This window comes from Micromonospora sp. CPCC 205558, from assembly GCF_036902955.1.
Classification (GTDB): Bacteria; Actinomycetota; Actinomycetes; order Mycobacteriales; family Micromonosporaceae; genus Micromonospora.
Genome location: NZ_JBAKHR010000001.1, coordinates 464,286 through 487,098, shown reverse-complemented (window position 1 = coordinate 487,098; position 22,813 = coordinate 464,286). Strand labels below are relative to the sequence as shown.

Below are 22,813 nucleotides of genomic sequence, written 5' to 3'. Positions count from 1 at the left end.
CCGGGACCCGGACGGATCGTGGGCACGCGCCCGGCGACGAACTGAAGGAGAGACTGGCAGTGCCGGCAACACCACCCCAGCCACGCCGTACCGTGGCGATCATCCTGCTGGATCGGGTCGTGGCCCTCGTCACGGCCGCACGGCGGGTGCTCACCGGTCGGGAGGATGTCTCGCGGGCCACCTGGGTGGCGGTCATCGCAGCGCTCGGGGTGCTGATCGCGACGGCCGTGTCCGTCGTCGGGGTGCTGCGTACGCCGGAGAAGCTGACACCGGTGACCCTCGACCCGCCGCCGTCCGTGGAGCAGGTGGGCGTCTCCCCGCCCGACACGCCCCAGGCCCAGGCGCGACCGGGGTTCACCAGCCCGGCGGTGCCCGCTCCCCCGCCCGCCTCGGCCTCCTCGGTCCCACCGACCGCCAGCGCGTCGAGCCGGCCCACGCCAACCCGCGCGACGGCCGAACCCACCGCGGCGGCCCTGGGCGCCGACTTCGCCATCACGGACAACGCCCTGCTCAGCTACGGCGCGACCGTGACGATCAGCAATCCCGGCTCGGTCCCGGCGCCGCGGTGGACGCTGGTGGTCACGCTGCCCCGGGAGTCGCTGGGGGTCAGCGGGGTCGAGGGGGCGCAGGCCAGTCATGACGGTGCGGTGTGGACGTTCGTGCCGGACGGAGACACCGGTCAGGTGCCCGGTAGCGCCTCGGTCCGGGTGACGTTCCGGGTCAATGGCTCGTTGACGGGTTCCGCCCCCAGGGCGTGCACAATCGACGGGGTCGCCTGCGCCGGCCTGTCGAACTGAACCGAGACGCCCGGTCGAGCGAGGTACACCCGACGTTCCGGCGGCAGCCACGCATGATTGATCATTAGTTCGGGCGGGCTTCGTACCGTTCCGACCATGACTGTCCTACCCGTATCAACGTCGCTTCGCCGCGCCGGGTCGCGCCTCGGCGCCCTGCGTACCCGGGCCGCGGCCTCCGTCGCCGTCCTCGCCGTCACCGGCGCGGGCGTCGGGGTCGCCGTCGCGACCTCGTCGCCCGCCATCGCCGAACCGGGCCACGTCGTCGTCTCGGAGAACTTCTCGGCCGGGTCGCTGCCCGCCGGTTGGAACGCGGTCGACGGCACCTGGAAGGTCGAGAACGGCCGACTGTACGGAACCTCCGCCAGCTCCGGCGAGAACAACAAAATCACTTTCGGTCGGCACCTGAACGACTTCCGCCTTGAGGCGACGATGCGCTTCGAGTCGGTCTCGGCCGCCACCCGCTGGGCCTCGCTCGGCATCGACGTCCCCGCCAACGGCGCGACCCCCTGGTGGATCGCCACCATGCGAAGCGGCACCACAGCCGCCAACGGGCTCGAATTCGCCCAGCGGACCACGGCCGACGCCTGGGCGGTGACGAACACCGCCTCCGCCCCGTCCGCCGCCGGCACCGGTCGCGACGTCCGGGTCGCCGTGGAGGTGCACGGCAACCAGGCCCGCTGGATCTTCGACGGACGGGAGGCGATGCGCACGAGCAGCCTCCAGCGCTCCGCCGACGGCGTCCAGGGGCTCTTCGTGAACGGCGCGACCGTGTCGTACGACGACGTCACCGTCACCGAGCTGGCACCGAACGGCTACCTCCGCCCCGAGGGCAGCCCGTTCACCGTGATCGCCCACCGGGGCGCGTCCGCCGCCGCACCGGAGAACACCCTCGTCGCTCAGGAGATCGCCCGTAAGGGCGGCGCCGACTGGATCGAGAACGACGTCCAGCCGAGCAAGGACGGCATCCCGTTCATCCTGCACGACGGCACCGTCGACCGGACCACCGACGGCACCGGCAACATCCGGGACCTGACCGCCGCGCAGATCAAGGCACTCGACGCCGGCTCCTGGTTCGGCCCGCAGTACGTCGGCGAGCGGGTGCCCACCCTCGCCGAGCAGCTCGCCGACCTGCGGACCCGGGGTGGCAACCTGCTCGTGGAGATCAAGGGCAAGCACACCCGCGACGAGGTAGCCACGATCATCCAGGTGATCCGGGACGAGCAGATGATGGGCCGGGTCTTCATTCAGAGCTTCGAGGTCGACGCCCTGAAGGACACCTACGCGATCGCCCCCGAGCTGCCGCTCGGCCTGCTCCGCAGCACCCTCGACGCCGACCCGGTGGCGATCGCGAAGGAGCTGCACCTGACGGCGTACAACCCGGACGGCAACGCGCTGCTGGCCAAGCCGGAGGTCGTCGCCCCGCTGCACGCCGCCGAGGTCGCCGTGATGGCCTGGACGATGGACTCCGCCAACCTGTGGCAGCGCCTGGAGCGGATCGGCACCGACGCGATCATCACCAACCGCACGGCCGAGCTGGTCGGCTGGAACTCGGCGTTCCTCCAGCGGGCCTCCGCCGAGCCGACCGTGCAGATCACCTCGCCGGCCAACGAGGCTCGGTTGGACCGGGCGCAGTCCCCGGTGATCGCCGTCGCCGCGACCAACGCGGACACCGTCACCGTCACGCTGGACGGCAAGAAGTCCGCCGCCGGGCGCAAGCTCGACCTGGCCAAGCTGACCGCCGGCCGGCACACCATCTCCACCGAGGTGACCGGGCCCGAGGGCACCGCCACCGCGACCAGCACCTTCACCGTGACGGTGAGCCAGGCCGGCCTCGGCTACCTGATCCTCACCTCGGGCGCTGACCCGGCCGCCGTCACCGCGATGACCACCAAGCTGGCCCACGCCCAGTACCCCCAGCTGGCGTCCTACGTCGACCGGCAGGCCGGCAAGCTGGTGCCGGCCGAGGTCGCCAGCGTCATCGCCGCCGACGCCCGTACCCTCGCGTTGAAGTAGGAGCCTCCGGTCGCGGCGCTGGCCCCCCAATGACCTCGGGGCCAGCGCCGGCGGCTGCCTCGAACGCCGCGCCGGAGCACGCCGTGGAAGGGTTTTCGCGTACCTTGCCGGCGCGGTCAGGTGGCGAGCATGCTTCATGCTGGAGTGGTGATTCGTTTCGTACTCAATGTGCTGTGGCTCGTCTTCGGCGGTGGCATCGTCCTGGCGGCCGGCTACGGCATCGCCGCCCTGATCTGCTTCGTCCTGGTCATCACCATCCCGTTCGGCGTCGCGTCGCTGCGCCTCGCGGTCTACTCGCTGTGGCCCTTCGGCCGCACCCTGGTGCCCAAGCCGGGCGCGGGGGTCGGCTCCGGCCTGGCGAACATCCTCTGGGTGGTGCTGGCCGGATGGTGGCTCGCGCTCTCCCACATCCTCGCCGGCATCGCCCTCTGCGTCACGATCATCGGGATCCCGTTCGGCATCGCCAACTTCAAGCTGGTCCCGGCCGCGTTCTGGCCCCTCGGCCGCGAGGTCGTCGACGCACCGTGACCCGCACCGGGGGCGCCGGCCACCGGGCCGACGAACCGCCCTGAACACGAAAAACGGGAGACACCAGGTCTCCCGCCACTTCTAACTTATACCGCACTGGGGGGCTTGCGGCAAGACCCCGTTTATGACGCAGAATCGTCGGCCGAGGCCAGATTCTGCCGAAATGGAAGTCATGAATTGGATTCCTTGCCGCCTACCTCCGTCTTCGAACTCCCCGATCACCTCTCCCCCAAGGCCGAGCCGGCGCTCATCGCCTCAGACGAGCGGCACTTCGCGGCCATGGCGCAGAGCCTTGCGCAGCTGACCGCCGAGCTGTCCGACCGGCTGGACACGGCACGTCGGGCGCCCGGCGGCAAGGGTCGGCAGGCCGTCGACCGGGACGATGAGGTACGCCGGCTGACCGCCCGCCTGCGCTCACTGAGCCGCTACGGGCTGGACCTGTGCCTCGGCCACGTGGTCGAGGCGGACGACCCCGAGCCGACGTACGTCGGCCGTCGCGGCCTCACCGACAGCACGGGCCGACGGCTGCTGCTCGACTGGCGCTCACCGGCCGCCGAGCCGTTCTTCGGCGCGACCCACGCGAACCCGATGGGCCTGGCGAGCCGCCGCCGGTACCGCTGGACCCGCGGCCGGATCAGCGACTACTGGGACGAGGTGTTCACCCCGGACGGGTTCGTGGGGCACGCCGCCGCGCTCGACGACCAGTCCGCGTTCATCGCGAGCCTGGGCAGCGCGCGGTCGGCCCGGATGCGCGACGTGCTCAGCACGATCCAGGCCGACCAGGACGCCATCATCCGAGCGGGGTCGGCCGGCGCCCTCGTGGTCGACGGTGGTCCGGGCACCGGGAAGACAGTCGTCGCCCTGCACCGCACCGCGTACCTGCTCTACTCCGACCCGCGCCTCGGTCAGCGCCGAGGTGGGGTGCTCTTCGTCGGGCCGCACCAGCCCTACCTGGCCTACGTCGGCGACGTCCTGCCCAGCCTCGGCGAAGAGGACGTGCAGACCTGCACGCTGCGCGACCTCGTCGGAGAGGGGGCGGCGGCAACCGTCGAGCGCGACCCGGAGGTGGCCCGGTTGAAGTCCTCGGCCGAGCTGGTCCGGGCGATCGACGCGGCCGTCCGATTCTACGAGGACCCGCCGGTCGCCCCGATGACGATCACACTCGGCGACTCCGACATCCGGCTGAGCGCCGACGACTGGGCCGACGCGTTCCAGGCGCCTGGTCCGAGCACCCCGCACAACGAGGCGCGCGAGGAGATCTGGGAGGAGTTGCTCACCATCCTCACCGGCAGGTACGACGGCGACGAACCGGACGACGTGCTCCGCGACTCGCTGCTGCGCAAGCGGGAGTTGCGGGCGACGATCAACCGTGCCTGGCCCCTGCTCGACGCGGCCGATCTCGTGGGCGACCTGTGGTCGGTGCCCGCGTACCTGCGCAAATGCGCGCCGTGGCTCAGCCCGGAGGAGGTCCGCAAGCTGCAGCGTGACGAGCCCCGGGCGTGGACCGTGTCCGACCTGCCGCTGCTGGACGCGGCACGGCAACGGCTCGGCGACGCGGAACGCTCGGGTCGTGCCCATCGGCGTGACCCGGCCGCCGCCGTCGAACGTGAGCACATGGCCCGGGTCGTCGACGAACTGCTCGCGGCCGACACCTACGACGACGGCGAGGGCCTGCTGACGATGCTGCGCCAACCGGACCTGCGCGACGTGCTGGTCGACGATTCCGCAGTGCCGGACGCCGACCCGGACCTGCTGGCCGGCCCGTTCGCGCACATCGTCGTCGACGAGGCGCAGGAGCTGACCGACGCCGAGTGGCAGATGCTGCTGGCGCGCTGCCCGTCGCGCAGCTTCACCATCGTGGGCGACCGCGCCCAGGCCCGGCACGGGTTCACCGAGTCGTGGCAGGAACGCCTCAAGCGGGTCGGGCTCGACCGGATCACCCTGACCTCGCTGACCGTCAACTACCGGACGCCAACGGAGGTCATGGCGGAGGCCGAGCCGGTCATCCGGGCCGTCCTTCCCGACGCCAACGTGCCGACCTCCATCCGCGGCAACGGGCTGCCCGTCGTCCACGGATCGGTCGCCGAGCTGGGGTCGATCGTGGACACCTGGCTCGCCGCACACGACGACGGGATCGCCTGCGTCATCGGCGACCCGACGTTCCCGGCCACGGCCCGGGTCCGGTCACTGAGCCCGGAGCAGGCCAAGGGGCTGGAGTTCGACCTGGTCGTCCTCATCGACCCGGAAGCGTTCGGCACCGGCATCGAAGGGGCGGTCGACCGCTACGTCGCGATGACCCGGGCGACCCAGCAACTCGTCCTCCTGACCAGCGACTGAGCGACCTCAGCCCAGCCGGGTGGGCTCGCTCCTCCTCCTCAGGTCGTAGGCGCATTGCCGTCCTGCGCCAGATGGTTGGGGGCGCTCGCTCGAAGAGGCTTGTTCCAGGGCAGCGGGTGATGCCACACGGACCTGTTCCGGACACCCGTTCGCCCGGAAAGGCTTGGGCCCGCGATGCGTCCACTTTCTCTTCTTCCCACCCGCCCACCCCGGCCTGCCGTCCGGCTCGGCGCGGTGTTGGCGACCGCGGTCGTCCTCGCCGTGAGCTCTGCCGGCTGCGGCACGCCCCAGCACGACCCCGCACCGCCCATCCACGCTCCGGCGGCACCCGCCGCCGCGAGCGGGACGGCTTCCGCCCTGACCGACACCGACGTCAACGCCTGGCTCGACGGCCTGCTGCCGGCCGCGCTCGACCGCACCGGCATCGCGGGAGCCACGGTCGCCGTCGTGAAGGACGGCAAGATCGTCACAACCCGGGGGTACGGGTACGCCGACACCGGTGCCGGCGGCGACCCGGCCGTGCCGGTCGACCCGGACCGGCACCTGTTCCGGATGGGATCGGTGTCGAAGCTGGTCACCGCCACCGCGGTGCTGCAACTCGTGCAGAGCGGAAAACTCGACCTCGACGCCGACGTCAAGACGTACCTCGACTTCGATCTGCCGCGCCACTACGAGCGGGCCGTCACCCTGCGGCACCTGCTGACGCACACCGCCGGCTTCGAGGAGCGGATCGCCGGCCTCATCGGCACCGACGGCGGCAACGTCGACCTGCGCAAGGCCCTGGTGACCGACCCACCGGAGCAGATCTACGAGCCGGGCACCGTCCCCGCGTACTCCAACTACAGCAACGCGCTCGCCGGTTACATCGTCGAACGGGTCAGCGGGACGCGCTTCGAGGAGTACGTCCAACGCAACGTCCTGGACCGCGCGGGCATGCCGTCGTCGACCTTCGAACAGCCGCTCCCACCGGCGCTGCGCGACCGGATGTCCAACGGGTACGACACGTCCGCCGGGCCGGCCGCGCCGTTCGAGATCGTCGGCACGCCCCCGCCCGGTGCGCTGAGCGCCCCGGCGACGGACATGGCGCGGTTCATGATCGCCCAGCTCGGCGAGCCGGTGGGCTTCGCGCCTCTGCTGGACCAACCGACCCGCGAGCTGATGCAGCGGCCGGCACTCGACTCGACGTCGCTGGGCACGCTGGCCGACGGACCCCGGATGACCCTCGGATTCTTCACGGAGGACCGCAACGGTCACCGCATCCTCGGCCACGGCGGCGACACCAAGTACTTCCACTCCCACCTGCAGATCTACCCCGACGACCGGGCTGGCATCTTCCTGTCCCTCAACAGCAACGGCTCCGGCGCCCTCGACAGCAACGAGCTTCGCGAGTCGATCGTGAACGGCTTCGCCGACCGCTACTTCCCCGCCCCCGGCGACCGGTCGACCACCACTGTGGACCCGGCGACCACGGCCAGGCACGCCGCGTTGGCGGCCGGCACGTACGAGTCCTCGCGGGCGATCAGGAGCAACTTCCTCACGGCGATCGGCCTGGTCGGTCGGACGACTGTCAGCGTCGCCGACGGCGACCGGTTGCAGATCGAGCCGGGCCCGCTCTCCGACTCCCCCGCCCGTTACGAGGAGGTGGCGCCCTGGGTCTGGCGCGAGGTCGGCGGGCAGCGCACCATCGCCATGCGGGCCACCGACGACCGGGTCGAGGCGATCAGTTTCGACTCCGCGTTCGCGTTGCTGCCCGTCGAGCCCGCCCGTGCCTCCTCGGTGGCCGTTCCGGTGCTGGGCCTGTCGACCGTGGTGCTGCTCCTCACCGTCCTGTCCTGGCCGGTCGGCGCGATCGTCCGGCGTCGGCTCGGCCGCGCTCCCCGGGAGCGGTCGGGGCGTACCGCGCGGATCCTGAGCCGCCTCGCCGTCGCCGGCACGCTGCTCGCGTTCGCCGGTTGGGTGCTCAGCATCGGCAGCATCCTGGGCCTGCAGGACGTTCCCGACGCTGTCCTGCGCACCATCCAGGTGCTTCAACTGGTCGGCCTGCTCGGAGTGCTGCCCGCCGCCGTCCGGCTCGTCGACGAGGTGCGACGCCACGTCGGCTGGCGACGGATCGCCGGCAGCGGCCTGATCCTGCTCGCTCTCGCCGGGGCGGGTTGGTTCGCCGTGGAGTTCCACCTGCTCGCGCCTAGCATCTCCTACTGACCCGCCCGACCCGGGACGATCCGGAGCAAGGATGCGCACCGCATGAGGGATCACACCGACACCGAACCCGGCACACCCCGACTGACGAAGTGGCTCGACGGACGGCTCACCCGACTCGGGCTGAACGGAGTGTTCCCCCGGGACTGCCTGCTGGCGGCGACGCTGACCGTCCTGACCTTCGTACTGCTCACGGTGCTGTTCTGGTTCGTGGCACCGGCGGACGGGGTGTCGTTCGCGCCGACGCGGGCCTGGCTGCTCGTCGCCGTCTGCTGCGCGCAGGCGATGCTGCTGTGCCTGCGTCGGGTCCGGCCGCTGCTCTGCCTCGCGCTCATCGTCGGCCTCCAACTGCCCATCATCGGCGTCTCCCTGCCCGAGGCGACCATCCGGGGCATCGCCCCGTTCGTGGTGGCGTACACCGTCGGCTCGATGCTGCCGGTCCGACGTGCGCTGCTCGCCGTCGGCGCGGCCGTGGCGGTGGAGTCGATCGGCGCGGCCGCCGTGGTGATCCCGGATCTGCTGACGGCCGTCGCGTACGTCTCGGCGAGCGCCCTGACCTACGCCAGCGCGGCAGTCGTCGGCAGCTACCTGGCCACCTACCGGCGCTACGTCGAGTTGGTCCGGGTGCGCGCGGACGAGGCGATCCGGGAGCAACACACGAAGGTCCAGGCGGCGATCGGCGCGGAGCGCTCCCGGATGGCCCGGGAGTTGCACGACGTGGCGGCCCACCACCTCTCCGGAATGGTCGTGCAGGCGGCGGCGGTCGAGCGACTGATCGACCGTGACCCGGCGGCCGCGAAGGCCGGCGTGGCCTGGATCCGGAGCCAGGGCAAGGAGACCCTGGACAACCTGCGGCTGGTCGTCGGTGTGCTGCGCGGGAGGCCGGGGCACGAGGGCGGCGACGGTGCCGCCCCGGTGCCGGGGCTGGGCATGCTCGACGACCTCGTGCGCACCGCGGGTAACCTCGCCGGCCCGGTGGAGTTCGTCCGGGAGGGTGAGCAACGCGAGGTGCCGCCGATCGCCGACGTGGCGCTCTACCGGATCGCGCAGGAGTCGCTCAGCAACGCCCGCCAGCATGCGCCGGGCGCTGCGGCGCGGGTGGTGCTCCGCTTCGAGCCCCGCTCGGTGTCGCTGGAGGTGGTGAACGACCCGGCCGCGCCGCGAGGCGTACCGGCGGCCCGCACCGGTGGCGTCGGCCTGGTGGGCATGCGCGAGCGCGCCCAGCTGATCGGGGCGACGTTCACCGCCGGGCCGACGGCCGCCGGTGGCTGGTCGGTCACCGCGACACTCCCGACGAACGGTCCCGCCACCACGCGGGCGAAGGAAGAGGCCCCAGCATGATCAGAGTGATGCTCGTCGACGACCAGGCGGTCGTCCGCGCCGGCTTCCGCGTCATCCTGGAGCAGGACGGCGAGATCGAGGTCGTGGCCGAGGCGTCGAGCGGATCCGCCGCGGTCGAGCTGGCCCGCCGGCTGCAACCGGACGTCATCTGCATGGACGTCCGGATGCCGCACGGCGATGGGCTCACCGCGACCCGGCAGATCGTCGCCGAGGCACCCGGGACGCCGCCGGCGGTGCTGGTCGTGACGACCTTCGACCTCGACGAGTACGTCTTCGGCGCGTTGGAATCCGGTGCCAGCGGGTTCATCCTCAAGGACTGTGAGCCCGAGGACCTGATCGAGGCGATCCGTCGCCTCGCTAGTGGCTACGGGCTCGTCGACCAGGCCGTCACCCGTCGGGTGATCTCGGAGTTCGCCAGGCGTACGCCCGCTCCCCGCTCCGACGCTGCGGCGGCGCATCAACTGACCGCGCGGGAGACCGAGATCGTGGAACTGCTCGCGCAGGGTCTGTCGAACGTCGAGATCGCCGAGCAGCTCTTCATCGAGACCAGCACTGTCAAGTCGCACCTCGGGCGAGCCATGGCGAAGATCGGCGCACGGGATCGGCTACAGACCGTGGTGTGGGCGTACCAGAACGGGGTGGTCCAACGGTGACAACGACGCCGAACCCACCTCGCGACACGTGGGGCGGGGCCAGGCTGGCCAGGCCGCAAGTCCTACTGATTCAATAGGACTTGCCAACAAACGACACCCAGGGAGGACACCGGTGACGCTCTCCCTCCCGTCCCGCACGGACGCGACGATCGCCAAGCCGCTGCCCCCAGGGCTGCTCACCCCCCGCGACGGCAACGCCGAGATGCGCTGGGAGGCCATGGCGGGGCAGGGCTTCGCGGTCCCCACCGACCGGTTCTTCGTCCGCAACCACACCCGCAGTCCGCTGCTGGACGTGGACACGTGGCGTCTGCGCCTGTTCGGCACCGGCCTGCGGGGCGCGCCGACCAGGGACAACGCGATCGAGTTCGACTACGACGACCTGCGGGCCATGCCCGCCGCGGAGACCGCGGCCCTACTGGAGTGCGCGGGCAACGGCCGCCGCTTCCTCGCTTCCCAACAGGGCCGCCCCGCACCGGGGGTGCCGTGGGGTCTCGGCGCGGTGGGGGTGGCGCGCTGGCGGGGCGTACGGCTGTCGACGGTCCTGCGCCACGCCGGCCTCACCGAGCACGCGGTCGACGTGCAGCCCGAGGGCCTGGATCCGGACTTCCTGACCAACGGGGAAAACCTCGGCCGGGTGCGTCGCCCGATACCGATCGGCAAGGCCCTCGACGACGTGCTGCTGGCGTACGAGATGAACGGGGAGACGCTGCCGATCGACCATGGTTTCCCGGTGCGGGTCGTGGTGCCGGGGTGGATCGGCGTCTCCTCGATCAAATGGGTCGGCCCGATGGAGGTCTCCGCGACACCCCTGTCCTCACCGTGGAGCACCCGCTTCTACCGGCTGTTCGGACCGGGCCATCCGGTCGACGGCAGGTTCGTGACGACCCCGGTGGTCAAGAGCGCCTTCGAGCTGCCGTGGGACGTCCGCGTCCCGAGCGGCGACCAGTTGCTGATCACCGGCCGGTCCTGGTCCGGCAACGGCCCGATCCGCTCGGTCGACATCAGCACCGACGACGGGGTGACCTGGCACCCCGCCGACCTCGACCCGGACGACGAGGGCGTTGTCTGGCAGCGCTGGACGACGCTCTGGCGTCCGCCGCGACCCGGCCGATGGACGCTGAGGGCCAGGGCCACCGACGTCACCGGGGCCAGCCAACCGGACGAGGCCCGTCCCAACGCGCTCGGGTACCTGTTCGACGGTGTCGTCCGGCACCCGGTGACGGTGTACTGACACGCACCCGGATCACTCGTTCCACTCCTTGGCCAGCAGCTCGTAGGAGCTGACCCGGTCGGTGTGGGCGTGAGTGATCGTGGTGACGAGCAGCTCGTCGGCGGCGGTGACGTCCCGCAGGGTGCGCAGCCGCTCGACGACCGTCCCTGCTGATCCGACGAACTGGGTGTCCACCCGGTCGGCGACCAGCAGGCGGTCTTCGTCGGTCCAGGGCAGCACGGCGACCTGTTCCGGGCTCGGGAACGGGATCGCGCCGTCGCCGGTGCGGATGCTGCGCACCCACGGCCCGTACGGTGCGGCAAGCCGGCGGGCGGCGGCGTCGGTCTCGCCGACGACCACGTCGGCGGAGACCACCACGTACGGCTCGGTGAGCGCGGTCGAGGGTCGGAACGCGGCACGGTAGGCGGCGACCGCGTCGAGTACGGAGGAGGGGCTGACGTGGTAGTTGGCGGCGAAGGGCAGCCCGAGCGCACCGGCGAGTTGTGCGCTCTCCCCTCCGCTGCTGCCCAGCAGCCATACCTGAATGCCGGTGCCCTCCCCCGGTACGGCGTGTGCGTCCAGACCGTCGGCGTCGGTGTAGTCGCCGCGCAGCAGGGCCAGCACGTCGGCCACCTGTTCGGCGAAGGGCGGTGGCTGGGCGCCCGGTTGGTGCAGCAGGGCGTTGGTCAGGGCGAAGCGCGGTGAGGCGAGCACCTGAGCGTAGGAGAACGGCGATGGAATCAGCAGTCCGTCGACCACCCGGGCAGCCTCGACCTGCGGCGGGGTGGGCGCGGTGATCTCCCGGGCGGCTTCGACGCGCCGCTGACCGGAGCGGCCGAGCCCGAGGTCTATGCGGCCGGGGTGCAGCGCGGCGAGGGTGCCGAACTCCTCGACGACCGACAGGGCGGTGCGGTGACCGACCTGGACAGCTCCGGAGCCGACGCGGATCACACTGGTGGCCGCGGCGACCTGCCCGATGAGCACGGCCGGCGCCGAGCTGGCGACACCGGCGGCAAGGTGGTGCTCGGCCAGCCAGTAGCGGTGGTAGCCGGCCTGCTCCGCCCGCCGGGCCAGGTCGACGGTGTTGCGCAGGGCGTCGGTGACGGTGCCGCCGGCGGGCACCGGTGAGAGGTCGAGGATGGACAAGGGCGTGGAGGTCATGGTGGTCACCGTTTCTGGTCAGGCCGTGGCGACTGTGGTCACCGGCGGATGGAAGGGACGGCTGGGGATTTCCCGGCGCAGCACCGGCGCCACCTCGGCCTGGAACAACTCCAGGCTCTCCCGGTGCTGCTTGTCGGTCAGCCCGTCGTGGTCGGCCTGCAGGTGGATGACCTCGTGGCCGAACTGGTCGTGATAGCGCAGGACCTTGTCGACGAGCTGCTGCGGGCTGCCGACCAGGATCGAGCTGCGCTCCAGGGCGTCCTCCAGGGTGTCGAAGACCGGTGGCACGCCGAGCCGCCGGAAAGTGGCCAAGCGGGCGTCGAAGATCGGCCGGTACCGCTCGATCGCCTCCTGCGAGGTGCGGGCCACATGGAAGCCGGCGGTGCCCGCGCCGACGAGGGCGTCGGCCGGGTCGTGCCCGTAGTGCACCCACCGTTCCCGGTAGTGGCGGATGAGTTCGGCGTACGGCTCGATGGGGTTGGTGACGTTGGCGGAGAAGATCGGGTCGCCGTACCGGGCGGCGAGGTCGACGGAGTCCCGGCTGGTGGCGCTGCCGTGCCAGACCCGGATGGGCTGCTGCAGCGGGCGCGGCCAGGTCTCGGCCTCGGTCAACGACGGCCGGTACGTCCCGGACCAGGTGACCTTCTCCTCGCGCCAGAGTCGACGGAACAGCTCGTAGCCCTCCCGGTTGCGGTCCCACTGGTCCTCGGCGGTGACGTGGAACAGTTGCGCCTGAGCGGCACCGTTGCCCTTACCGATGATCAGTTCGAGTCGGCCGCCGGACAGGTGGTCGAGGGTGGCGTAGTCCTCGTAGGCGCGGACGGGGTCGAGCAGGCTGAGCGTGGTGACCGCGGTGAACAGCCGGATGGTGGAGGTGCGGGCCGCGATGTGGCTCAGCACCACCGGCGGCGACGATGAGATGAACGGGCGCTCATGCCGTTCGCCGACGCCGTACCCGTCGAACCCGAGCTCTTCGGCCAGGACTGCCGTGTCGACCACCTCCCGGAACCGCTCGGTGGTGCTCCGCCGCTGGCCGGTGACCGGGTCGGGCAGGTGGGTGATGAGCGTTATCAGTAGGAACTTCACGCCGCACCGACCTGGCTGACCGGCCGTGCAGCGCGGAGGCCCAGGTGGTCGCGCAGGGTGGTGCCGGCGTACTCGGTGCGAAAGACGCCACGTTCCTGAAGCAACGGGACGACCCGGTCGACGAAGTCGTCGAGCCCACCCGGGGTCAGGTGCGGGACCAGGATGAACCCGTCGGCGGCGTCCGACTGCACGAAGTGGTTCATCCGCTCGGCGACCTGCTGGGGCGTGCCGACGAAGGACTGCCGGCCGGTGACCTCGATGATCAGGTCCCGGATGCCCAGCCCCTTCTCCTCGGCGAGGGCCCGCCACTGCCGGGCGGTGTCGACCGGGTCGGCATACATTCCGGCCCGGCCGCGGCTGATCGCGTCGCCGGAGACGTCCGGGTCCTCGGTGGGCAGCGGGCCGTCCGGGTCGTACCCGGACAGGTCCCGGTTCCAGAGCTGTTCCAGCAGCAAGATCGCGGTCTGAGGGCTGACCTGCTGCCGGCGGATGTGGTGGGCGCGTTCCTGCGCCTCGGCGTCGGTGTCACCGAGCACGAATGTGACACCGGGGATGATTTTCAGATCGTCGGGTTGGCGGCCGTACCGGGCGAGCCGGGACTTCACGTCCCGGTAGAACTCCTGGCCGTCCTCCAGGGTGCCGTGCCGGGAGAAGATCGCATCGGCGCTGGACGCGGCGAACTCGCGACCGTCGGGCGAGTCGCCGGCTTGGAGGATCACCGGGTGCACCTGCGGGCTGCGCGGCACCGTGAAGTGACCCGCGATGTCGAACTGGTCGCCGTGGTGGGCGAAGGCGCCGGGCGCGGCCTCGGTGACGTACCGGCCTCCGTCCCGATCGCCCGCGATCGCCTCCGCCGGCCACGACTCCCACAACCTCCGCGCGGTACGCACGAACTCGGCGGCCCGCTCGTAGCGCAGCGCGCGGTCGAGGTAGCCGCCCCGGCGGAAGTTCTCCCCGGTGAACGCGTCGGAGGTGGTGACGACGTTCCAGGCGGCCCGCCCGCCGGAGAGGTGGTCGAGGCTGGCCAACTGCCGGGCCAGCTCATACGGCTCCCGGAACGTGGTGTTGAGGGTGCCGGCCAGGCCCAGGTGGGTGGTGACCGCCGCGAGGGCGGCGAGCACGGTCAAGGTGTCCGGTCGTCCGACCACATCCAGGTCGTGGATGCGGCCCCGCTGCTCGCGCAGCCGCAGCCCTTCGGCGAGGAAGAGGAAGTCGAACGTGCCGCGCTCGGCGGTGCGGGCCAGGTGGACGAAGGACGAAAAGTCGATCTGGCTGCCGGAGTCGGGGTCACTCCAGACGGTGGTGTTGTTCACGCCGGGGAAGTGCGCGGCCAGGATGATCTGCTTGGGCATGATGATCTCCAGTAGTCAGGTGGTCGACGCGGCGGCGTAGCGGCTGGCCGGTCGGGGCAGGCCGAGCAGATCGCGCAGCGTCCCGCCTGGATAGCCGGCGCGGAACAGGCCCCGGTCCCGCAGTGCGGGCACCAGTGCCCGGGTGACCGCGGTCAGGTCGTCCGGGAGCACGGCGGGCCGCAGCCGGAAGCCGTCCACGCCGGCGCGGCGCCACTCGGCGAGCAGGTCGGCCAGCTCGCCAGGGGTACCGGTGACGATCGTCGCGTCTGACGTGAACTCGTTGCCGTGCAGCTCGTCGAGGCGGGTCCGACGGTGCCGGGCCAGCGTCGACGTCTCGTCGAGCAGCACGACCAGGTCGGCGATGACGCGCAGCGGCGCGTCGGCCCGACCGACGGTCTCCTCGGCCGCCCGTACCTCGGCCACGATCGCGGCGGCGTGGCCGGGGTCGGTCGGGGTGACGAAGACGATGTCGGCGTGCCGGGCGGCGAACGCGTACGGCACCGACGAGTGCGCGAGCGCGGCGACGACCGGTTGCCCCTGCGGGGACCGGGGCACGATGGATGGACCCCTGACGGAGAACCACCGGCCGGTGAAGTCGACGTAGTGCAGCCGCTCCCGGTCGACGAAACGGCCGGTCGGCACGTCCCGGATCACGGCGTCGTCCTGCCAGCTGTCCCAGAGCCTGCGGACCACCTCCACCGCGTCACCGGCTTCGGCGAAGAGGTCGCCGACGACCTGCACGGCTGCCGGTTCGTCGAGCCGGGCCAGGTCCAGTGCCGGAATGTCACGGCGGCCCAAGTGCCCGGCCTCGGCCCTGCGCGCGGAGACCCGGGGCCGCCAACCGGCCCGCCCAGCACTGATGTGGTCGAGGGTGGCTATCGCAGTGGAGACGTGGAAGGGCTCGGTGTGGGTGGTGCTGGTGGTCGGGATCAGCCCGATGTGCCGGGTCAGCGGGGCGAGCCGGGCCGCGATCTGCACCGCGTCGAGGCGGCCCCGGACCTCGTCGACACGGTCGTCCGGGCCGTCGGGACGCGACGACTGGAGGTCGAGGGTGTCCTCGATGGTGAGCAGGTCCAGTGCGGCATGTTCGGCCTCGCCGGCGAGGGTGTTCCAGTAGCGGGCGGTCAGCGGCGCGGTCGCGTCGGCGTGCGAGAGCCGCCAGGCGGAGGGGTGCCAGCCGAGGCCGTCGAGGGCCACGGCCAGGTGCAGACTCTTCTCGGTCATGGGTTTCTCTCCTCCGGTCGGCCGGCGGTGACCAGCGTCGGCAGCGCGTTCAGCAGGGATCGCGTGTAGTCGTGTCGGGGGTAGGTGAAGACGTCGCCGACCGGGCCCTGCTCGACCACCGTGCCCTGGTGCATGACCAGCACCCGGTCGCTGAGGTGGTGCACCACGCCCAGGTCGTGGGAGATGAAGAGCAGGGCGGTGCCGTCGGTGGCGCGCAGCTCGGCCAGCAGGTCGAGGACCTGGGCCTGCACGGAGACGTCGAGGGCGGAGACCGGTTCGTCACAGATGATCAGACTCGGTCGGGGAGCGATGGCGCGGGCGATGGCGACGCGCTGCCGCTGCCCGCCCGAGAGCTGCCGGGGATGCCGGTCGAGCAGGTCCGCGCCGAGACCGACGCGACGCAGCAGGTCGACCACGTGATCGCGGCGGTCCGCGCGGCCGACGTCAGGGCCGAGGTTTTCCGCGACGACCCGCCCGACGGTGTAGCGCGGGTCGAAGGAGCTCAGCGGGTCCTGCGAGATCAGCTGCAACCTGCGCCGCAGCGGGCGGCGGGCCCGCTCCGCCACGCCGACCCACGGCCTCTCCTCGAAGGTGACGGTGCCCGCGTCGGCATCGAGCAGACCGGCGACGATGCGGGCCACTGTGCTCTTACCGGAGCCGGATTCTCCCACCAGTCCGAGCGTCTCGCCCCGGGCGATGGTGAAGGAGACGTCTCGCACGACTGTGTGCTCGCCGTACCTCTTGGTGAGGCCGCCCACGTCGAGCACGGTGTCGTCGGCGCGGACCTCGGGCCGGGCGGGCAACGTCGCCCGGACGTCCCCGGCCCGCGCGGGCCCGGCGAGCCGGCGGCCCCGCGAGATCGCTGAGGGCACCGCGGCGAGCAACTGCCGGGTGTACGGGTGCGCCGGTGCCCGCAGCAGCCGGTCGGTGGGGCCATGCTCGACGATCCGACCGTCGCGCAGCACCAGGACCCGGTCGGCGACCTGGGCGACGACCGCCAGATCGTGACTGATCAGCAGCAGACTCACCCCGGCGGCGCGTCGCTCGGCGAGCAGCCGCAGGATCTGTGCCTGCACGGTGACGTCCAGCGCGGTGGTCGGCTCGTCGGCGATCAGCAGGACCGGCTCCCCGGCGATCGCCGAGGCGATCAGCGCTCGCTGCCGCAGCCCGCCGGAGAGCTGGTGCGGGTACTGGCGGGCCCGGCGCTGCGGATCCGGTAGGTGGACCTCGTCGAGCAGGTGGCTGACCCGCCCGGCTCGTTCCCGCCGACGGACGATCTCGTGGGTGGTGAGCACCTCACCGATCTCGGCGCCCACGGTGCGCAACGGGTCGAGGGAGACCAGCGCGTCCTGCGAGACCAGCCCGGCGAGGCGGCCACGGACCCGCCGCCAGTCCCGTGGCCGGTGTCCCCGTACGTCCCGGTCGGCCAGTTCGAGCCGGGCGGCGCGGACTCGCGCGCTCGGGCCGGCGAGACCGAGCAGGGTACGAGCGGTGACGCTCTTGCCGGAGCCGGACTCCCCGACGACGGCCACGCACTCGCCACGCTCGACGGTGAAGCTGATCCCGCGTACCGCGGCCACCCGGCCGGTCGGGGTGTCGAAGTCGACGTGCAGGTCCTCGACCGTGACCAGGGGAGCCATCAGCGCCACCGCCCGTCGAAACGTGCCTGCCAGTGACGGCCGACGACGGTCAGCGACACCACGGTGGCGGTGACCGCCAGGCCCGGCAGGATGCTGATCCACCAGGCGACCTGGAGATAGTTGCGTCCCTCGGAGAGCATCGCGCCCCACTCCGGCGACGGCGGCTGTGGGCCCATGCCGAGGAAGCTCAGCCCGGCGGCGGCCAGAATCGCCTCACCGAGCCCGATCACCGCGAGCACGGGCACCGGGCCGACCACATTGGGCAGTACGTGCCGCAGCACCAGCCGGGGCCGGGACTGTCCGAAGGTGATGGCCTGCTCGACATAGCCGGAGCCGCGGACGACAAGTGTCTGACCACGGACCACGCGGGCGTGGTGCGGCAGGGTGGCGATGCCGATGGCGACGATCAGGCTCGCGGTGCCGGGGCCGGCGATGGTGATGAACAGCAGGGCCAGCAGGAGCATGGGGAATGCCGACAGCGCGTCGAACGTGCGGCTCAGCGCCTCGTCGGCGACCCGGTGCGTGAGGCCGGCGAGCAGGCCGAGCAGCACCCCGCCGACCACCGCGAGCGCGGTGGCGGCGACACCTATGGTGAGCGAGTGCCCGGCGCCGTGCACCACCCGCGTCAGAACGTCGCGACCGAGGTGGTCGGTGCCGAACCAGTGCCCGGGACCGGGCGGGCTCAGCACGGCCAGCGGATCGGCCGCGAGCGGGTCGCCGGGGGTGAGCGCCGCCGGCCAAACCGCGGCGACCACCAGCAGAATCAGGTACACCTCGGCAGCGAGCAGGCCGGGTCGCGGCCGGGACCGTCGGCGTACTGCCGGTTCCGACGGGTCGGCGAGGACCCGCGTGGGGGTTTCGGTGAGCGGGGGGCCCACTGTGACGGTCATCGGGGTCAGCTCCTTCGCAGACGCGGGTCGACCAGCAGGTACGCCAGGTCGGCTGCGGTGTTGACCACGACGTAGACGGCAGCCGAGAGGGTGACCACGGCCAGCACCACCGGCATGTCCCGGGCGGTGACCGCGGTGAGGGTGACCTGGCCGAGGCCAGGGCGACCGAAGACCTGCTCGACGATCACGGCGCCGCCCAGCAGGATGCCGAAGAGCCAGCCGGCCAGGGTGACCGCCGGCAGGAGTGCGTGCCGCAACGCGTGACGCACCAACACCGTCCGTTCCCGTACGCCTCTGGCACGGGCGGTGAGCACGAACGGCTCGTCGAGGGCCTTGTCGATGCCGTCACGCAGCACCTGGGCCAGCAGCCCGGCGATGGGCAGCGCGAGGGTGACGGCGGGGAGCACCAACGCGGCGATCCCCCGGTCGCCGGAGACCGGGAAGAGCCCGAACCGAAACGACAGCACGCTGAGCAACAGGAGCCCGATCAGGAACGGCGGGGTGGAGACCAACAGCAGTTCGGTGCCGGAGCTGACCCGGCGCAGCCACGGTCGCCGGTCCCCTGCGGTGGCCACCGCGATGAGCAGGGCGAGCAGCACCCCGAGCCCGGCGGCGGCGACCGCAAGGGTGAGAGTGGGGGCGAGTTGTTCCCCGATCACCTCGGCGACGGGGCGCTGCAACAGGTACGAGCGGCCGAGGTCACCGCCGCCGAGCCGCCGGAGGTAGTCGAGGTACTGCACGACGGCCGGCCGCTCCAGGCCCCACTCGGCGATGATCTCGGCACGGATCTGCGGGGTGTCGGCGCCGTCTCCGACGATGTTGTCCACGGTGTCGCCGGGGGCGGCCAGCAGCGCCAGGTAGGCGGCGGTGGCCGCGACCCAGAGGACGACGAGGCCGGCGCCGAGTCGGCGGGCCACGGCACGTACGGAAGGGCGGCTCATGTCACTTGCCGATCCACAGGTCGTACGCGCTGGCGGGAACGCCGGCGGTGGGCTCGAAGCGCACCCCGCCGACGCCGGTGCTGGCGGCGATCTGGTCTGCCGGGGCGTACAGCGGCAGCAGCAGAGCCTGTTCGGCGACGACCTGCTGTTGCAGGTCGGCGTAGATGCCGGCGCGCTTCGTCGGGTCGGCGGCGGCTTGACCGGCCTCCAGGAGCTGGTCGATCCGCGGATCGTCGACGTGGGTGCGGTTGATGCCGCCCTTCGAGTGCAGCAGTAGGTTGAGCGCGGCGCCGGCGTCGGTATCGGCGCGCGAGTTGTCGAAGACCTCGTACTCGTTGCGTTGGAACGCGTCGGTCGCGGTGCCCTGGTCGACCAGCGACACCTTGAGGTCGATGCCGGCGCTCTGCTTGACGGCGGCCTGTACGGCCTGGGCCAGGACATCGCGGCGGTCCCGGACGAAGGGCGCGGACTGCACGAGCCGTACGGTGAGCCGCTTGCCGGCCTTCACCCGGTAGCCGTCGTTGTCGCGGGAAGCCCAACCAGCCTGGTCGAGCAGGCTGTTCGCCTTGGCGGTGTCGCCGCTGTAGCGGTCTTCGAGGCGCTTGTCGTACAGCGGGCTGGATGGGCTGATCACGCTCCAGGCGCGGGTGGCGGTGTCTCGGTAGACGGACTTCAGGACGGTGTCGACGTCGACGGCCTCCCGGAACGCCTGCCGGATCCGCAGGTCGTCGAAGGGCGCACGGGAGGTGTTGAAGTAGTAGGAGTAGGCAGAGCCGGAGTTGAGCTCGCGGCTCAGGCGTAGCGTCCGGTCTCCGCTGATCAGCGGCTGATCGGTGGCCGGCACCCCCTCGATGAGCTGCACCTGGCGCGACGTGAGCGCGCCGACGCGTACCGCCGACTCCTTGAGGAACCGATAGGTGATCCCGTCGAGGTGGGCCGGGCCGGTGTGCGTCGCGGTGGGCGGTGCCCAGTCGTACCTGGCGTTGCGCCGATAGTGCAACTCCTGACCGGGGACGTAGCGGTCCAGCACGAACGGCCCGGTGCCGACCACGTCGATGCCACCGGCCTTCAGGTTCTTCGCCTGCTTGAGCGACGTCGGGGCGATCTGCGCGCCCTGCGGGGAGGCGAGGAAGTCGAGGATGAGCACGTCCGGTGCGCTCAGGAGGAGCCGGACGGTGCGCGGGTCGGCCGCCTCGACGGCCTTGAGGTTGCGTAGTTGGACGGCGGCGACGGCCGGCGCGTACCCGGGTTCGCGGAGCTTGTCGATGTTGGCCTTGACGGCGGCCGAGTCGAAGGGTGTGCCGTCGGAGAACGTGACCCGGTCACGCAGCGTCAAGGTGTAGGACAGCCCGTCCGGCGTGACCGTCCAGCCGGTCGCCAGCCAGGGCACCAGTTTGCCCTGCTGGTCGTAGGTAAGCAGCGACTCGAAGGTGTTCCAGACCAACAGGCGGGCCTTGGCCTGGGCGTACTGGTGTGGGTTGAGGGTGACCGGCTCGGTCTCCACGGCCCAGGTGAGGGTGCCGTCGGAGCGGGGCTGTCCGGCCGCCTCCGCGGCCGGGGCGGCGCCGGTGGAGCAGCCGGCAACGACGGCGAGCAATGGGGCGAGCGCGGCGGCGGCCAGGGTTCGCAGACGGTTCGCGGGCATGGTGAGATCTCCTGTCCAGGCAGGCGGAAGCGGGTATGCCGACACCCGGCTCGACGCATGGGCGTGGGCCGGTGAGGGTGTCGGGTGCGGCGGTGGCGCGGCGGTGCGCCCCACCCCGGCGGGCCGTTGCGGCGGGCCGGGCTACGGGCGAGGGTGCCGGGTCAGGCCAGACAGGAACTCGACCACACCCGACCGAAGTCGATGTGGCCGCGGATCGTCAGCCGCAGCTCGCTGGACATGAGACCGAGTCCACCTCCAGCGCGTGGGTGGTGTCAACGAATCCGTCGCTGGATGTCGGCTATCGCACGGGATGACGTCGATCCGTTGACGCATAACCCACTAGACCTATAGGGTTTGCAGGGATTGTGTCGCTCAGGCGGCCGGACGGCGGGCCACCCCGGGCTGGTCGCCAGCGAGCCCGGCGTAGCGCCCCCGGTGGTACAGCAGGGGCGAGCCGACGTCGGCGTGCCGGAGCACCTCCGGCTCGGCCAAGACCACGGCGTGGTCGCCGACGGTCACCCGGTCTACGACCCGACAGAGCAGCCAGGCCAGGGTGTCGTCGAGGATCGGCACCCCCTGCGGACCGGACTGCCAGCGGGTGGGCGCCGCGAACCGGTCGATGCCACTGGTCGCGAAGGTCCGGGCCAGATCCTGCTGATGGTGGGCAAGCAGGTGCACGGCCACGTGCCGGGCACGGGCCACCGCGGACCAGCTCGATGACCCGAGGTTCAGGCAGAACGAGACGATCGGCGGGGCCAGCGACACCGAGGTGAACGAGGTGGCGGTGAAGCCGACCGCCGGCGAACCGGGGGCGGTGACCACCGTGACGGTGCTGGCCTGGTGGCGCAGCAAGGTCCGCAGCGCGTCGCTGTCGGCGTCGATCGGGGCGTCGGTGGACTGGGTCATAACGATCCTCCCGAGGGTTGGTCCGCTGGCCTATCGACGGTCGGTGGAAGGGTCCGCCAGCCGCTCGTACGGGGTCTTCTCGCCGGCCTCGACGGCGATCGGCAGCCGGTTCTCCGCCGGGGGCAACGGGCAGGTCGCGAGGTCGGTGTACGCGCACGGCAGGTTGACAGCCCGGTTGAAGTCGAGCGTCACCCGGCCCTGCTCGTCCGGCGGGTCGATCGCCAGTGACCGGTTGGCCGGATAGGTGGTGACGCCTGACGTGCTGTCGGTGAACAGCACCGACAGGCTCCCCGGCCTCCCGCCGTCGAACGCGGTCAGGTTCAGCGGCAACCCGTCGACGGCGAACTCGATCCGACCGGGTGCGTCATAAACGTGCTCGAGCCCTTCCACCGCCGCACCGACGGTGGTCGGCCGCGGACTGTCGAACGGTACGTACCGTCCACTCACGACCCAGCGCGGGTGCGGCGGGTACGTCGGGGTGCCCCGGTAGCCGAGGCGCAGCGGGTGGTCCGGGCGTCGAGGGCGGAGGATGTCGTGCCCGCCCCGGCGGGCCACCTCCAGTACGCCACCGTCGATACCCACGGTGACGCCGGCACGCTCGGCGATCGGCCCGAACTCGTGGCGACCCCGAACCCGCCGGCCGTCGAGCACGAACACCTCGTCGTCGGCGAGAGCGACCACCGGCCCGCCCGTGCCGGTGTGCCACTCCCCCGGCAGGTCGGGGAACCGCCGCGGCACCGCGGTGAGCCAGTGCAGACTGGTGACGGCGAGGAAGCCGTGTGGGTCGGCCCGAGTCTCCTCGTGGCGCCGATGCCACTCCTGCCAGTCTTCCGTGAGCTCGCGCCGGGAATCCGCGGCGGTGGACGGTGCGGCATCAATACTCAAGACGG

18 protein-coding genes are annotated in these 22,813 nt (G+C 71.7%); 8 read left to right on the top strand and 10 right to left on the bottom strand.

Annotated elements, in window-relative coordinates:
- Window positions 1-59 precede the first annotated feature (59 nt).
- The 8 genes from V6U86_RS02070 to V6U86_RS02035 all read left to right on the top strand — a co-directional run bounded on the left by V6U86_RS02070 (window position 60) and on the right by V6U86_RS02035 (window position 11,099).
- Window positions 60-797, top strand: a complete 738-nt coding sequence (locus V6U86_RS02070) for a cellulose binding domain-containing protein (protein WP_334497725.1) — start codon at window positions 60-62, stop codon at window positions 795-797.
- Window positions 798-893: 96 nt separating this feature from the next.
- Entirely contained in the window at window positions 894-2,810 is a 1,917-nt protein-coding gene (locus V6U86_RS02065) for a glycerophosphodiester phosphodiesterase (protein ID WP_334497723.1), read from the top strand.
- Window positions 2,811-2,957: 147 nt separating this feature from the next.
- Window positions 2,958-3,338 (top strand): YccF domain-containing protein, encoded by a 381-nt coding sequence (locus V6U86_RS02060; RefSeq protein WP_208648924.1) that lies wholly within the window; start codon window positions 2,958-2,960, stop codon window positions 3,336-3,338.
- Between the two features lie 177 nt (window positions 3,339-3,515).
- Window positions 3,516-5,675, top strand: coding sequence for an RNA polymerase recycling motor ATPase HelR (helR, locus tag V6U86_RS02055; protein ID WP_442934862.1), 2,160 nt, complete (start codon window positions 3,516-3,518; stop codon window positions 5,673-5,675).
- A gap of 174 nt (window positions 5,676-5,849) precedes the next feature.
- Window positions 5,850-7,877 (top strand): serine hydrolase domain-containing protein, encoded by a 2,028-nt coding sequence (locus V6U86_RS02050; RefSeq protein ID WP_334497718.1) that lies wholly within the window; start codon window positions 5,850-5,852, stop codon window positions 7,875-7,877.
- Window positions 7,878-7,919: 42 nt separating this feature from the next.
- On the top strand, window positions 7,920-9,215 hold the full coding sequence (locus V6U86_RS02045) for a sensor histidine kinase (RefSeq protein ID WP_334497716.1): 1,296 nt from the start codon (window positions 7,920-7,922) through the stop codon (window positions 9,213-9,215).
- A complete protein-coding gene (locus tag V6U86_RS02040; protein WP_334497714.1) occupies window positions 9,212-9,868 on the top strand; it encodes a response regulator transcription factor in 657 nt (218 codons plus the stop codon). Before V6U86_RS02045 ends, V6U86_RS02040 begins: the two co-directional genes overlap by 4 nt.
- A 112-nt stretch (window positions 9,869-9,980) precedes the next feature.
- Window positions 9,981-11,099, top strand: a complete 1,119-nt coding sequence (locus V6U86_RS02035; RefSeq protein ID WP_334497712.1) for a sulfite oxidase — start codon at window positions 9,981-9,983, stop codon at window positions 11,097-11,099.
- 12 nt (window positions 11,100-11,111) lie between these two features.
- On the opposite strand, the gene V6U86_RS02030 is transcribed toward V6U86_RS02035, so the two are convergent.
- From V6U86_RS02030 to V6U86_RS01985, 10 genes are all read right to left on the bottom strand, one after another.
- Window positions 11,112-12,239, bottom strand: a complete 1,128-nt coding sequence (locus V6U86_RS02030; RefSeq protein ID WP_334497710.1) for an LLM class flavin-dependent oxidoreductase — start codon at window positions 12,237-12,239, stop codon at window positions 11,112-11,114.
- Between the two features lie 18 nt (window positions 12,240-12,257).
- Window positions 12,258-13,325 carry an LLM class flavin-dependent oxidoreductase gene (locus tag V6U86_RS02025; protein ID WP_334497708.1) on the bottom strand — a complete coding sequence of 356 codons (1,068 nt, stop codon included), beginning with the start codon at window positions 13,323-13,325 and terminating at the stop codon, window positions 12,258-12,260.
- Complete coding sequence (locus tag V6U86_RS02020) at window positions 13,322-14,677, bottom strand: NtaA/DmoA family FMN-dependent monooxygenase (protein ID WP_334497706.1); 1,356 nt, start codon at window positions 14,675-14,677, stop codon at window positions 13,322-13,324. Before V6U86_RS02020 ends, V6U86_RS02025 begins: the two co-directional genes overlap by 4 nt.
- A 15-nt stretch (window positions 14,678-14,692) precedes the next feature.
- Window positions 14,693-15,901 (bottom strand): LLM class flavin-dependent oxidoreductase, encoded by a 1,209-nt coding sequence (locus V6U86_RS02015; RefSeq protein ID WP_334497704.1) that lies wholly within the window; start codon window positions 15,899-15,901, stop codon window positions 14,693-14,695.
- Window positions 15,898-17,541, bottom strand: coding sequence for an ABC transporter ATP-binding protein (locus V6U86_RS02010; protein WP_334497702.1), 1,644 nt, complete (start codon window positions 17,539-17,541; stop codon window positions 15,898-15,900). Before V6U86_RS02010 ends, V6U86_RS02015 begins: the two co-directional genes overlap by 4 nt.
- On the bottom strand, window positions 17,541-18,431 hold the full coding sequence (locus V6U86_RS02005; RefSeq protein ID WP_334497700.1) for an ABC transporter permease: 891 nt from the start codon (window positions 18,429-18,431) through the stop codon (window positions 17,541-17,543). Before V6U86_RS02005 ends, V6U86_RS02010 begins: the two co-directional genes overlap by 1 nt.
- A gap of 5 nt (window positions 18,432-18,436) precedes the next feature.
- Window positions 18,437-19,372 carry an ABC transporter permease gene (locus tag V6U86_RS02000; RefSeq protein WP_334497698.1) on the bottom strand — a complete coding sequence of 312 codons (936 nt, stop codon included), beginning with the start codon at window positions 19,370-19,372 and terminating at the stop codon, window positions 18,437-18,439.
- 1 nt (window position 19,373) lies between these two features.
- Entirely contained in the window at window positions 19,374-21,017 is a 1,644-nt protein-coding gene (locus V6U86_RS01995; protein ID WP_334497696.1) for an ABC transporter substrate-binding protein, read from the bottom strand.
- Window positions 21,018-21,389: 372 nt separating this feature from the next.
- Window positions 21,390-21,923, bottom strand: a complete 534-nt coding sequence (locus V6U86_RS01990) for a flavin reductase family protein (protein ID WP_334497694.1) — start codon at window positions 21,921-21,923, stop codon at window positions 21,390-21,392.
- A 30-nt stretch (window positions 21,924-21,953) separates the two neighbouring features.
- Complete coding sequence (locus V6U86_RS01985; protein WP_334497692.1) at window positions 21,954-22,808, bottom strand: DUF1684 domain-containing protein; 855 nt, start codon at window positions 22,806-22,808, stop codon at window positions 21,954-21,956.
- Between the last annotated feature and the right edge of the window lie 5 nt (window positions 22,809-22,813).